This window comes from Deltaproteobacteria bacterium (assembly GCA_016874735.1).
Lineage (GTDB): Bacteria > Bdellovibrionota_B > Oligoflexia > Oligoflexales > CAIYRB01 > CAIYRB01.
In genome coordinates this window covers 47,855-60,079 of sequence record VGTI01000021.1, presented here as the reverse complement: position 1 = coordinate 60,079, position 12,225 = coordinate 47,855, and the positions used below count along the sequence as shown (strand labels likewise).

Sequence of the window (12,225 nt, the reverse complement as noted above, 5' to 3'; positions counted from 1 at the left end):
CCGCTAAAGCGCGCGCCAAGCGCCTTCAGTTGGTCGCGATAGGCGTAGGTATTGCCCAGAACAACGATAGCGCTGCCCTGCCGTCGGTAGTGGATGCTCAAGCTCGCTCTCCGTAAGTCGGCGCCACAAGGGATCCCGAGCCTACTTAGGGTGCAGAACTCCTGTCAACTGATTGATAACAACGGCGAGTGCCCTACGGCGCGGCCTTCTTGTCACAACCACTGATTTTTATTTTGCCTTGTTTATTCCATAACTTGAGCTTCAAAGGCGGAGCGTCGTCGCCGCCAACTTGGGCTGTAAACTTACACCTAGCGCCGCCCTCTCGTGCAGGCCATTTGGGATAGCAGGTGAGCACGTGAGTTTGGCCAACGACTAGCTCGTTGACCGTGAGAGGCGTTTGACCGCGTCCAATGCCATCGTCCACTTCGCACGTGACGTTAGCCTCGGTGGAGATGATCTCCGCGGTGGCGAGTTCAAGCCCTTGGCGGCGCACTAGGACGATATCGTCTAAATTCTCCGTTTCGCCTGCCACCAAATCCACTGTGCGATCCTGAGGTAGGTAACCATCCCGTTGGATCGTCAGGCGATGGCGTCCGGTGCGTACATTGATTTCCGTGGGAGTGTTGATGTAGGCACTAGGACGATATCGTCTAAATTCTCCGTTTCGCCTGCCACCAAATCCACTGTCCGATCCTGAGGTAGGTAACCATCCCGTTGGATCGTCAGGCGATGGCGTCCGGTGCGTACATTGATTTCCGTGGGAGTGTTGATGTAGGCGCCTTGCTCGAGTTTTTCCCCATCAATGAGGATGCGTACGGCCTTAGGCTCAGTTTCGATGGTCAGAGTTGCAGGACCGCGCGCCATGAGCTGTTGTTTTTGGCTGCCGATAGCAAGGGCCGCAGTCCACACACAAATAGTAAGCGATATAAGGATCAGGCGCCGATTTGTGCGATTCAAGTCGTGCCCTCCTTTATCGTTTCATCGAGCACTTACGATCGCGCATGTCGATCATGAGCTCGTCTGGGCTGACCCAGGTGGTGGATTTTGGACGGAAATTACATTTAAACTCGTCATCGCGATCGCTGGCATCGATCACTTTGATTTCGTAGGTTGGACCCAGCCGTAAATCTTTAATTTCGATGGCATCACGTTGAGTGCTGCGGACATTGGCCCTAAAATAGCCATCATTTACCACAAGACTAGCGCCTTTGGATGACATGCCCTTAATGGTGACTTTCACAGCGGCAATGGGGCCCTCGTTTTTCAGGACCACGTCGTCCTTGATTTGCTTTTCGCCGCCTTTGATCGTGAACTTGTGGCGTACGGGTATAAATCCTGCGCGTGAGATTAGTAAGGTGTGTGTACCAGGAGGCACGTGCAAATCATAAAACTTGTTCGATGTCGTATCGATGTAGCGACTACCTTCTACTGGTTTATCACCGACAGTAATCCGGACAAACCGCGGCTGCGTGCGCAGTTGCACGGTGCCATGTCGATTCTGGGCCGTCAGTGTCGTATACATGCGCGCACCGATAAACAGCAAAGCAATGGCTGCGACGATCGCCAGGGCCGGCGCCATCATGGAAGTTTGTTTATAATAGCGCGATGTCGGCGGGATTCCCTGGATGCGGCTAAGCGGTCGTTGGCCACTTTTGAAGTCTTTTGCTGGCAGTTTGCGGCCGCCGCTTGCCGGCACCGGCATCGGGCTTGGGATCATACTCGCCGGATGAGATAATGGCCGCGGTGCGCTGCTCCTGATGCGCAATTTGGGAATCAGATTAGCATCTAGCTCGGCGCTTGGTAATGAACTCGAGTCAAGTTGTAGGGCTCCTTCGCCAACTGCAGGTAACGGAGCCAGAGATACCGGTGCTGAACTAGGCTTCTTGCCTGGGCGTTGATTGGTTTCGGTCAATGTCCGCTTTATTTCAGCCGCAGATTCAGACCGACGATTTTCCATGCACTTCTTTAAAAACTCGCCTAAATCCTCTGGCGTAAACTCAGGGTATTTACGACTCATGTAGCGGCGAATCTCTTTTTCCAGATCGGCCGCCGAGCGGTAACGTTTCTTGGGGTCCTTAGCCAGGCCCTTCTTAATGATGAGATCCAGCTCCTCATCGACCTCGGGATTGAGTTGGCGCAGATCGGCTTCGATGCGGCAGCTCTTGACACGCTGGATGGTATCCACCTCATTTTCGCCCTGAAATAGGCGTTTCATCGCCAGCATTTCCCAGAATACTATGCTGAGAGCAAAGATATCGGTGCGCTGATCAACCGGTTTAGCGCTGATCTGCTCGGGGCTCATGTAGGAGTATTTGCCTTTGACCACGCCGGGTCTGGTGTCGGTTAGTTTACTTTCGGCGTCGGCGATCCCAAAGTCGGTCACCTTAACTTCGCCCTCAAAACTGACTAGGATGTTTTGTGGTGAAATATCCCGATGCACGATGCCAAGGGCTTGTTGCGTGATTTCGTCAATTTTCGTGTGTGCGTAATGCAGTCCGCGGGCTGATTCAGCTATGATGTAGCAGGCCATTGGCACGGCAAGGCGACGACCACCTTGTTCGATGTTATGGAGGAGCGTACGCACGTCGGCGCCATCGACGAACTCCATGATGATGGCCGAGGCTCCTTCGATTTCTTCGAAGCCCTCGACGCGGACTATGTTTGCGTGCTGCAGACGCTTGCAGATGTGCGCCTCATCGCGAAACATCTGTGTGAACTCTTGGTCGCTGGCGTAGTGTTGGAGGATTCTTTTGATCGCGACTAGACGCTGGAACCCATCTTCGCCGACTTGTTTGCCGAGATAAATCTCGGCCATACCGCCGCGGGCGATTTTGTTAGCTAGGATGTAGCGAGATGTGCCGCTCATGCCATTCCGATTAAGAGTCTCGTTAGGATTCTCTAGATTCCGACTCAGGGTTACAGACCCTCGTCGGGCCTATCGGCAAATCTGACCCAAATCTGAGGACGTCTCGCGCCGGGTAGACCTGGTCGTGGCCTGTCGCTTCGGATCTAAATGCCTGACAATACTGGACATGTGATGTATCTTAGGGAGTTAACTTGACCGAGCTGGGATCGGCTGTTAGATTTCTGTGTTTTGTATAAAAAATTTAGGTGGTTAAGCTTTAATGGCAGAAGTAGCAGGCGGCTTGTTTATCGCGGTAGAAGGGGGCGAAGGTGTTGGCAAATCATCTTTCGTTAAGACTCTTGCCGTACGCTTGCGGGCTCAGGGCCACGATTTGGTGACGAGTCGGGAGCCTGGGGGCACGCCGGTTGCGGACGCACTTCGTGCTTTGTTCGCGCATCCGCCCCAAGGTGAGCGCCTCAGCATCGTCACAGAGGCTTTGATGGTCTCAGCAGGACGCTCGCAGCATTGTGATCAAGTGATCAGACCTGCACTCGCTGCTGGTCAATGGGTGCTTTGTGACCGCTATGCTGACTCCACGCGCGTGTATCAGGGAGAGATGGGCGGGCTTTCTCCGGCTGTGACCGAGGAGCTCATTGCTATCTCAACGCGAGGGCTGCGTCCCCATGTGACCTTTGTACTCGATTGCCCAGTGGATGTTTCGTTGCAGCGCCTCCAGGGGCGTTCGGGTAGCGGCCATGTAGACGCGGTGGGGCGTTACGACGCTGTTGCTGCAGTCGATCATGAGCGGCGGCGTGCGGCTTATCTTGCCATTCTCAAGGCCAACCCTGGGTCCCACGTCCTGATTGATGCATCTGCTTCGACCGAGGCCATGGTGACGGCAGCGTTGCACCACTTGGAGGTGCGCGTTGGCCAGACCTAAACAAGCGAGCGCAAGACGTCGCGCGCAGGACGATGACCTGGAGGCAGTAGCCGCGTCCGAAAATGGTGCAGAGACGATACCAGATTGGCGTCTCTTAGTTGGCTACGACGGTGAGCTGGACAAGTGGCGCGCTTTGATGGCGCGGGATGCGTTCCCATCGCCAATACTCTTGGTTGGACGGGAGGGTATAGGCAAACGCTCGTTGCTACTAGCTTTAGCGGCGATGCACCTCTGTGCTACGGGTACGGGTTGCGGGACCTGCAAATCCTGTCAGATGGTGTTGCAAGGAAGTCACCCCGAGGTGCTGTGGCTCGATGCGGCGGCGCATGGAGCGTTCCTGCTCGAGGATGCGCGCGCTCTGCAAGATCATTTAGAGCTAAGTCCGGGGCTTGGTTATAAATATCGCATCGTTTGTATTGTCGATGCTGATAGGCTCTCCGAGGCTGCGGCCAATCGTCTTTTGAAGATTATGGAAGAGCCGCCACCCCAGGCGCGCCTTTTTTTCAGCACTGGGCGCGTGGGCGCCATGTTGGCGACGGTGTTGTCGCGGCTAGTGAGGTGGCATGTACCACCTCCGGCACAGGCGCAGTCTCTCAGTTGGTTGCGTGAGCGCGGTCGGAGCCTAGATATGGTGTTGCCCGATGATGAGGCGCTCCTTGAGTTACTGCGCCATGCCGGTCTAGCGCCTGGTCTGGCCTGGCGGCGGTTGCAGGACGGCGCCAGTGGCGGTGCGGCTAACCTTGGCGCAATCCCCACGCATCTTAGCGCCGGTGAGCTGGTGGGATGGGCGGAGGCGGTGACGCGCCGTGCCGGGCGGTCTGCCGCCGCTTTAGTTGAGGAATGGGATCTCGCGATCAATGCCCAATATCACGATATGATTAGGAAGGGTGATTATCCGATCGGCGGTCTTCGGGAACGTTACGAGTGTCGTGAGATGCTGCGCCGTGCGCGCCGCCTAGCGCGAGGAGCTCGGGTACCGCTTAATGCACAACTTCTAGCTGAAGCGTTGCTTTTAACGCAGCGTTCTTGAGAGTGAGCGATCATGGACGGTATTAATATTGTAGGTGTTCAGTTTAGACGAGCCGGGCGGATTTACGAATTTGCTGCGGGCGAGACCGATCTACGCATTGGCGATGATGTGGTGGTGGAAACGGATCGTGGGCCGAGTCTAGCCAAAGTGGCTACTGTGCGGTTTGCTTACAACGCTGACAGCGGACGTGATCTCAAAACCATCACGCGTTTAGCAACGCGACGTGATCTTGATGAAACGCGTAAACTCACGGCCGACGACGCAGTCAAATTTGCTCGCAGTCGCGCTGAAACTCTGGGCCTGAAAATGACGGTGCTGCAGAGTGAGGTGCAGTTTGGCGGTAATAAGGTCATCATCTACTTTGCCGCCCCAGGGCGCGTTGATTTTCGTGAGTTAGTCAAAGAACTAGCCTCAGGTCTCAAGGCCCGCGTGGAACTAAAACAAGTAGGCTCACGCGACGAGGCTAAGTTGGTGGGCGGCATCGGGATCTGCGGTCGTGAATTTTGCTGCTCGAGCTTTCTGCGTGAGTTTGTCCCAGTTTCGATCAAGATGGCGAAGAACCAAAATCTGGCCCTCAACCCCAATAAGGTATCCGGTGGCTGTGGTCGCCTCCTTTGTTGTCTGGCCTACGAGAACGAGCTGTACAGTGAGCTGCGGCGTAAGTTGCCACCGCGCGGGACGCGTGTCCGCTCACTTGAGGACGGTCAGGTGGGCCAGGTGTTGAAGGGTGACGTCCTAAACCAAATTATTGTGATCGAAACAAGCGAGGGACGCCTCATCACTGTCCCTGTGGCCCAGACTGAGATGCTTGAGGCCGGTGCGGCTGATCAGAGTGAAGACGGATCCGAGGCCGAGGCTTGGGGTGAGGATATAGACTTTGCCGCCTTGGCTGCTCTTACTGATGACGGGGAAGCTGGCGCGGGTGGCGGCCGACCGCAGCGAAAACCGCGCGACGGTGGCGATCGGCAACGCCATGATCAGAGGCAGCAACGACCTGGCGGCGGCGGCGGAGGCCGACGGAACAAATGAGAGGACGGGAGCACATGGCGCGGCAGTTACCGCGTGCCAGATGTCTGGTCTTGGCCTGGGTCCTCCTCATGAGTTCTGGGGCGGGGGCGGCGCAATTGTGTCCGACGCTCAACCAAGTAGGCCTAGCTAAACTGGCGCGTGAGCGTGGTCCCCTAAAATTAGTTTTCTTCGCCTCATGGTGTGGCGAGTGTCTGACGCATCTGCGGCAAGCTCAGGATAAGAATACCCTCTTGATCGCGGCCTTTGATGAGAAGAAGGCGGCCGAGCGCGTCATCGCCAAGCTAGCGCCGCGTAGTGAGTGCTATTTTGATGACGGACTGGCAGCCGCGTTCAAAATTGACGGTGTCCCGGCCACTGTTGATTATCGCGGCTGAAGTTGGCTCATCCTGTCTATCGTTCGCTAGCGAACTAGCGCACCGGGACATCATAGTAGTTTTTAGGGTGAGGTTCGGCTTTCAAGCTAAAGTGCCACCATTCCTTGTCGTAGTTAACAAAACCCACACGCTCCAACGCCGCGCTTAATAAAGCGCGAGCGGCACGTTGCGACGGCGTCAAGCCTGCCGCTGCCGTGTGCGAAGACGGATCAAAAAAGTCGAATGGTGTTCCGGCATCTAAATCTACGATACCGATATCTACAGTGCTGCCGCGACTGTGACCGGATTTCGTAGCAATATAGCCATCGCCAAAAAGATGGTCCTTAGGAACTTTGGGATAATGCGTCTCTTTAGTCACGGTATCGGCAGAATCAGCGGCCCAGTTGACAAAAGCGGTGACGGCGCGCTGTGGTCGATAACAGTCGTAAACCTGGAGCTGAAGGTGGAACTTCGATAACCAGTCTTGAGCCTCTCTCAGCGCCCGTGCCGCTGGTCGCGTCAGCAAGCATTTATTGGCCTCGTAACCGGGGACTGGTCGTCCTGTGAAATTGTCAGATCCGGCGTACTTCATGTCGATTTTGACGGCGGGAGCAATGTCTGCCAGCGAGACAAAATCACTGGGCGCTGCTTCTCGCGCCGCCGGAGCGCTGTAGACATTGTGACTGCTGATGAACAGCGCGGTCAGAGACCAAACTAGGTAGCGGACTAACCGCGCGAGATTTAGTTTTTCAGAGAAAAGAGCGTTGCCCATTCAATAACCCGCATAGGAGGTATGATTTTGCAGTAAAAAGCGCCGGCAAATAGCTTGAATCTGATGTCATCAGCAGTGTGGAGTTCCGCCGTATCAAGCACCCAGCCCCCATCGTCGCTCGCTGTGAACGCAAACTTGCTACCGACCCATCCCTGTCCCGTCGCTTGACGATGACTGCGTATCAAGAACGGTCCGTATTTGACCTCGTCTGTATCGTCGCTACTAAGCGCCGTTAACTGCCACGTTGCCGGGTCACCAAACTTAGCGGCAACCCTTGAGCGTTGATCCAGGTCCGTGATTGATTGGAGCGCATTAGCAATAACGGCTTGGTTCAACTCCGCACAATTTTTGTCAGGAGCGCTGATGTTATTGGCAGTTTCACGAGCTAGCATCGAGCCTGTGCGCATCTTGCATAAGAGTGAGCGCGGTGCAATGGATTGATCCTTGGACAAATCGACTGGATTCATGCCGTCGTCGATCAATACTGGCAGATGGAGCTCGAAGCCCTGATTAATCTTTTTAACTTTAGATTTATCGAGGATGAACAAAGCGTCTGACCAGCCGTGGCGATAAATTTTTGATTCCATTTTGATCTCGTCCCAAGCCGTAGGATCGAGGTTCACCGCCTGTTTTTGCGTTTGGGCACATAGATTTTCAAGCTCTAACTCAGAACGGACGTAAGGATTGAGTAGTTCAGAAGTTGCTGCGACTGCTTGGTCTAGCGACTGACGCGCCGTCGCTCCGTCCACGTCCGACAACTTAGCCTGGTCAGCAATGAAATTGGTAATCAGAGCAGCAATTTTCTGGTGTGCATCGCTGAGACTTATACTGACGGGGAAAATGTCACCACTGTGTTCCTCACCATCGGCAAATTGCATATGATTCATGCCGCGCACGACGACGATCGGTTTTTGGCGCGCAATGGTTGCTTCTTTAGTTACCTGACTTGCGACACTGATGAAGTCACGCGCGATGTAATTCACTCCCGTCAGCCCGTCGAGCTCGGCACCGATCGTCAATATCGGTTTCGGGTAAGTAGCAATGCTGTCGCTGCTGCCCAAAGTTCGTGGCAAATAGCTCGCCAACATGATGAGGCCACCTAAGTTCATCGATACCGGAGCCTCCTGAACGGCGATACCTCCGTGGGAGTGTCCCGCGGCGAAGACGTGGCTCCTCGGGTCACTGACTCCGTGGGCGGTCAGAAGACTGATGGCCGCCTCGATCTTGGCGTGGGTAAACATCGGTGCCGCGATGTCACCGACAAAGTGCGGCACCAGGACGGCGATCTTGCCATGAGACGTAGAGGCGATGGTTTCGGCCAATTTGACGTACTGCTGCGGCTTGACGAAGGCGCCCCCAATCAGCACTAGGGCAGCTTCGGGCTGCGGGCCGCTAATCACGATCTGGTCACTCGAGTGAGTGGTCACGATGGCAGGACCAGTGGGATTTGTGGCAGCCAGGGAAGTAGCCGGTTGCAGCGAGGCTAGGTAGCAAAAGAAGGATAAAAGCGCAGATAATCGCATGGGGGCCCCCGCAGCACGCAAGTCGTACCTATAATTTTGCACACATTGTTTCTCTTACTGTTTTCGTGTTTTTTTAATTCTTATTCAAGCAAATAAAAAGTCTACGTAGATACTAATCCCCATCAACCTCTCAGATCTGATCCCCGATTGCCGATGATGAGGACGAGGGGGAAGTGGCATGCGCCGCTATCTGCAACTTATCTTAAAGGTCGTCTTCGGGACTGTGGTCCTGACGGCGTCAGCCGCGTTTGCAGATGATCAGACAGCCACCGCGGTGGTCATACCCCGCACAGGAGAGTTTGAACTTAATGTGTTTCCGGTTTTAGAGGAACTAAGGGAAACCGAAGGGTCCAAGCCAACGGTGCAGTCCGTCATCAATTCGCAATTTGCCGCCCAATTTCAGCCCGTCCAAGTGGACGGAGTTTTCATGAACGACGGTGATAAGTGGTTTCGTTTTCGCGTGCAAAATGAGCGCGATCAAGCGGTGCCCGCGGTGTGCAAAATGAGCGCGTTCAAGCGGTGCCCGCGGTGCTGATGACACGCTACTTCTTTGGCTCGATTAAAATCGTGCACGTTCACCCCACCCTTGGTCATCCGCTTTACAGAGAGGCTGGTTATTTAAGCAAAGCCCGGTCTCACAAATCGCAGCTGTTTCACGCTGAGCCCTTATCTTTTCCGCCAGGAGAGTCCGTCGTTTATTTGGCGCTGGATGCAGCCAAGCATCCTAGCAACCTGCATTTTCAATTGAGATCAGAGGCTAATTTTGACGAGTTCAATCATGGTTTCATCGCGCTGACAGCGGCTTTTTTCGCCCTGGCTCTCACGCTGGTGGTGATCAACGCCGCCCTGATGTTTAACATGCGCTCTGTAACCATGGTCTACTTTTTGGTGATGTCCCTCGGGCTTATGGTCCTGCAGATCTGTTTAAGCGGTGCGCTGAATTTTACCGGATTCCTGCCATTTGCTGCTAATGTACGGCTATGGTTTATAGCGGTCGCCATCACCGTTGTTGGGTCTGGGATGTTCGTTCTCAACTTTTTTGGTTTAGGGGCCCAGCGTTACCGACCACTGCTGTACCTGCATCTTTTGAATTCAGCAACGATTCTGTCTGCAGCCATATTCAGCTCATTCACTTGGCCACATTCGCTTACAGTCACGGGACTTAGTTTAGCGGTACTGCTCCTTGTAATGGTGCTTGCAGTCGGCATCGGTTTTACAGTGAATTTACGTCGCACCTTAATTTTTATGTTCTGCACACTGCCCATTACCGTCTTCGGTCTAGTAGAGTTTCTCAACTTTTTCATGCACGGAAGCGCGCCCGACTCGGTCAGCTATTTTTGGGGTAGCTCGCTGTCATCTCTGATCATTATGATGCTATTTGCCGCGGGCGAGCTCCTTGGAACGGAGCGTCGGACGCGCGCCCTAGCGGCCAGTCTGCAGTCAGTATTCCCACCGTTCCAGGTGCAGCGGATCGTTTCCGAGGGGCTTCAGCTCGACCAGGGTCCGCAGGAGCGGTACGTGACCGTGATGTTTATCGACATAGTCGGTTACAGTATCGCTGCCCGCACCCGTGCGCAGATGCAGACCTTCCATTTTCTGAAGGAAACGCTTGGTTTCATCAGTAAGATTGTTCACCGTCACGGTGGTATCATCGATAAGAGCCTCGGTGATGGGTCACTGTGTTTCTTTGGCTACAACTTTGCGGGCAAGGAGTCTTCCGGGCATGAACGCACTGCCGTACGTTGCGCCCTAGAGATTCAGCGCCGCATGGTAGAGCGGATAAACGCTCTACCTGCGGATAGTAACGATGTGTTCCCTCTGCGCATCGGCATCAATACTGCCCTCATTTGTATCGGCAATATGGGAGACGAGCAGCGTTTTGATTTCACCCTTCATGGCGACGGGGTCAACATGGCCCAGCGTTTTGAGTCAGCATGCGAACCGTTTAAGGTGACGATCGGCAAATCAACTTACGAAGCTCTAGACGAGAAAACGCGCACTTATGAACGGTTCTATCAGCGCTTTGTGCCGATTAAGAATGCGGCGGCATTAGTCGAAGCCTACGAGGTTAATCCATTTGAAAAGGATTCCCTGGCACTCGATCAGGCGCGTGGCCGTTATTGGAAATCGATAGGTGTCCAGCGTGTAGACCATCGTTACGTACCTAAGACGGCGACCATGCTTGTGAAGACCACCTACGGTGATATGATTCTGCAAAACTTCTCGCGCAATGGATTTTGTGTCAGATCACGCATATTCCTCGGTAAGGGGGCGGATCTGATTCTAGATATTACTGACCACATCAGCGACCCAACTCTGGCGTTTCTAGGAGTGATCACCGTACAAGTCCGCTGGGGGGTGCCGACCTCAGATGATCATTTTATCTTGGGCACTCTGGTTAACGGCTTGAGCGAGCAACATCGCGAGCTGGTGTTTGATCACTTAGTTCTTGCCGCAGAGAGGCAGCTCGCGGTGAATGCTTATGTGTAGGTATCTTAGTCCACCAGCTTAAACACATGAATGCGGTTGGCGTCATAGGCCGGAGCAAACAGGTGAGCGTGGCCGTCGCCGTCTCTGGCCCCTAGGGTCATTTGGCCGACCGTTGATCCGACGTCGAGCACGACGTGCGCTGTGTAACGCCAATCATCGCTGTCGTTGCTTACTGGACTTAGCCAATGCACTTTGCCGGAACCGTCACCGGCGACAAAAATGTCGGGCTTGCCGTTGGTGTGTTGCCACGTGATGGCAGAACCCGGAGAGGCAGCGCCCTGACCTTTAACGACCGTCTCGATACCCGTAAGCAGCGTATGCCGCTTCCATGCGCCGTTGCGCCAATCGCGTGGCAGCTCGTAGCCAAATACCGAGGCAGAGGCGTCACCTTGATGATTGGTAGCTAGCAAGTCGAGGACACCATCATTATTGAGATCGCTGAGAGATAAATCAAACGCGGCACCAATCGTATCATCGACAATTCGGTGCTCCCAACCAGTTCTGACGAGCCAATGCAGCGACAGACGCTTATTAAAAAATTCCGTGGCTATAATCGTCAGTGCACCCTGGTGCTCCGTCACGACGAAGTTGACGTCTGGACCTGAAGCGATCAGATGTTCGGTCCAGTAGGTGGTGTCATCGCCTTGTGGTTTTTCCAGCCAGATCAATTCGCCGTCGTGGCCGCCAAACCAACCTAGTTTGGCGCGCGCGGTGATGATGTCCATCTGCCCGTCTTGATTGACGTCATAGAATACGGTTTGGTGGTAGAAATACTCAGACTTAGGCTTGACGATGCGCGTAGCTAAGCCGGTTTTTTGATCGACGATAGATACGGTACCAGTCTTATAACCTGGTATGAGGAAGCCCGATCCGACGATCAGTTTACCCGGTCCGAACAGAGTGGCATCGGCCGTTTTCACATGGTTTGGCCATGATACTTTGGAGCTGGTTGGCGCCACTTCATGGCTGAGGATATCGAGCCATCCTGGTTCCTTTGGATTAAGTGGTAGCGCAAAAATTCTGCCGATTCCAAACGGCGCAAAACTTGATACGACCAGGCGCTCATCGCCGCTGTCTGTGGGGAGGACGCTTAGAAACGCCGGTTTATGGATGCCGAAACTACCCACAGGCTCAACCGTTGCAGCGTGAGTTGCCTGGGCAAACGGCAAACTAACTAAAAATCCCAATGGGAATACGATGCGGCGCTGCCGCTTGTTACCAAGCCACATAAATGCTCCACTAT

12 protein-coding genes are annotated in these 12,225 nt (G+C 54.3%); 6 read left to right on the top strand and 6 right to left on the bottom strand.

What is annotated here, in order from left to right; translation table 11 throughout:
• Window positions 1-193 precede the first annotated feature (193 nt).
• Genes FJ146_10460 through FJ146_10450 form a run of 3 tightly spaced genes read right to left on the bottom strand, consistent with a single transcriptional unit; the run spans window position 194 to window position 2,866 of the window.
• Window positions 194-628, bottom strand: coding sequence for a PEGA domain-containing protein (locus FJ146_10460; protein ID MBM4252381.1), 435 nt, complete (start codon window positions 626-628; stop codon window positions 194-196).
• Complete coding sequence (locus FJ146_10455) at window positions 580-957, bottom strand: PEGA domain-containing protein (GenBank protein ID MBM4252380.1); 378 nt, start codon at window positions 955-957, stop codon at window positions 580-582. The genes FJ146_10460 and FJ146_10455 overlap by 49 nt, the downstream gene beginning before the upstream one ends.
• 13 nt (window positions 958-970) lie before the next feature.
• Entirely contained in the window at window positions 971-2,866 is a 1,896-nt protein-coding gene (locus FJ146_10450) for a serine/threonine protein kinase (protein MBM4252379.1), read from the bottom strand.
• A 259-nt stretch (window positions 2,867-3,125) separates the two neighbouring features.
• Here FJ146_10450 and tmk point away from each other — a divergent pair, with 259 nt between their 5' ends.
• The 4 genes from tmk to FJ146_10430 are packed head-to-tail and all read left to right on the top strand — an operon-like array spanning window position 3,126 to window position 6,218.
• On the top strand, window positions 3,126-3,785 hold the full coding sequence (gene tmk / locus FJ146_10445) for a dTMP kinase (GenBank protein MBM4252378.1): 660 nt from the start codon (window positions 3,126-3,128) through the stop codon (window positions 3,783-3,785).
• The gene (locus FJ146_10440; protein MBM4252377.1) at window positions 3,772-4,815 is read left to right on the top strand and encodes a hypothetical protein; all 1,044 of its coding nucleotides are present in this window, start codon (window positions 3,772-3,774) and stop codon (window positions 4,813-4,815) included. Before tmk ends, FJ146_10440 begins: the two co-directional genes overlap by 14 nt.
• 12 nt (window positions 4,816-4,827) lie before the next feature.
• Window positions 4,828-5,844, top strand: coding sequence for a hypothetical protein (locus FJ146_10435; protein ID MBM4252376.1), 1,017 nt, complete (start codon window positions 4,828-4,830; stop codon window positions 5,842-5,844).
• Window positions 5,845-5,858: 14 nt separating this feature from the next.
• Window positions 5,859-6,218, top strand: coding sequence for a hypothetical protein (locus FJ146_10430; GenBank protein MBM4252375.1), 360 nt, complete (start codon window positions 5,859-5,861; stop codon window positions 6,216-6,218).
• A 34-nt stretch (window positions 6,219-6,252) separates the two neighbouring features.
• Here FJ146_10430 and FJ146_10425 read toward each other — a convergent pair whose 3' ends face one another.
• On the bottom strand, window positions 6,253-6,969 hold the full coding sequence (locus tag FJ146_10425) for a M15 family metallopeptidase (protein ID MBM4252374.1): 717 nt from the start codon (window positions 6,967-6,969) through the stop codon (window positions 6,253-6,255).
• Complete coding sequence (locus tag FJ146_10420; protein ID MBM4252373.1) at window positions 6,939-8,492, bottom strand: hypothetical protein; 1,554 nt, start codon at window positions 8,490-8,492, stop codon at window positions 6,939-6,941. The genes FJ146_10425 and FJ146_10420 overlap by 31 nt, the downstream gene beginning before the upstream one ends.
• A 178-nt stretch (window positions 8,493-8,670) precedes the next feature.
• Here FJ146_10420 and FJ146_10415 point away from each other — a divergent pair, with 178 nt between their 5' ends.
• Both FJ146_10415 and FJ146_10410 read left to right on the top strand, forming a co-directional pair.
• On the top strand, window positions 8,671-9,027 hold the full coding sequence (locus FJ146_10415) for a hypothetical protein (protein ID MBM4252372.1): 357 nt from the start codon (window positions 8,671-8,673) through the stop codon (window positions 9,025-9,027).
• Window positions 8,988-10,982, top strand: a complete 1,995-nt coding sequence (locus tag FJ146_10410; protein MBM4252371.1) for an adenylate/guanylate cyclase domain-containing protein — start codon at window positions 8,988-8,990, stop codon at window positions 10,980-10,982. The genes FJ146_10415 and FJ146_10410 overlap by 40 nt, the downstream gene beginning before the upstream one ends.
• 5 nt (window positions 10,983-10,987) lie before the next feature.
• Here the strand turns inward: FJ146_10410 and FJ146_10405 are convergent, their stop codons facing one another.
• Window positions 10,988-12,211, bottom strand: coding sequence for a hypothetical protein (locus tag FJ146_10405; protein MBM4252370.1), 1,224 nt, complete (start codon window positions 12,209-12,211; stop codon window positions 10,988-10,990).
• Window positions 12,212-12,225 lie beyond the last annotated feature (14 nt).